At 67.4% G+C, this 1,140-nt stretch carries 1 protein-coding gene; it reads left to right on the top strand.

The window, feature by feature from the left end; genetic code table 11:
• Positions 1 to 1,140: WD40 repeat domain-containing protein (locus ABTZ17_RS36835; RefSeq protein WP_502994992.1), on the top strand; the 1,140-nt coding region annotated here is incomplete at both ends.

Raw genomic sequence — 1,140 nt, 5'->3', positions numbered from 1 at the left:
TCTGGGACCTCACCTCCAACACCCACACCGCCACCCTCACCGGCCACACCAGCTGGGTGAACGCCATCGCCGTCACCGAACTCCACGGACGACCCCACGCCATCACCACCAGCAACGACGGAACCGTAAAGGTCTGGGACCTCACCTCCAACACCCACACCGCCACCCTCACCGGCCACAACCGCGCGGTGAACGCCGTCGCCGTCACCGAACTCCACGGACGACCCCACGCCATCACCACCAGCAACGACGAAACCATGAAGGTCTGGGACCTCACCACCAACTCCCCGACCACCACCCTCACCGGCCACACCAGCAGGGTGACCGGCATCGCCGTCGCCGAACTCCACGGACGACCCCACGCCATCACCACCAGCAACGACGAAACCGTGAAGGTCTGGGACCTCACCACCAGCACCCACCACACCACCCTCACCGGCCACACCAACCGGGTGAACGCCGTCGCCGTCACCGAACTCCACGGACGACCCCACGCCATCACCACCAGCTACGACCGCACCGCCCGGGTCTGGGACCTCACCACCAGCACCCACCACACCACCCTCACCGGCCACACCGACTGGGTGAGGGCCGTGGCTGTCGCCGAACTCGACGGACGACCCCACGCCATCACCACCAGCTACGACCGCACCGCCCGGGTCTGGGACCTCACCACCAGCACCCACCACACCACCCTCACCGGCCACACCAGCTGGGTGAGGGCCGTGGCTGTCGCCGAACTCGACGGACGACCCCACGCCATCACCACCAGCTGGGACAACACCGCCCGGGTCTGGGACCTCACCACCAGCACCCACCACACCACCCTCACCGGCCACACCGACTGGGTGAACGCCGTCGCCGTCACCGAACTCCACGGACGACCCCACGCCATCACCACCAGCGACGACGGAACCGTAAAGGTCTGGGACCTGACTACCAACACCCCGACCGCCACCCTCACCGGCCACACCAACTCGGTGAACGCCGTCGCCGTCACCGAACTCCACGGACGACCCCACGCCATCACCACCAGCAACGACGGAACCGTAAAGGTCTGGGACCTGACTACCAACACCCCGACCGCCACCCTCACCGGCCACACCAACTCGGTGAACGCCGTCGCCGTCACCGAACTCC

This window comes from Streptomyces sp. NPDC097619 (assembly GCF_040302735.1).
In the GTDB taxonomy this organism is placed as follows: domain Bacteria; phylum Actinomycetota; class Actinomycetes; order Streptomycetales; family Streptomycetaceae; genus Streptomyces.
The sequence above is the reverse complement of the archived record's forward strand: the minus strand, read 5'-3'. Positions and strand labels throughout refer to the sequence as shown.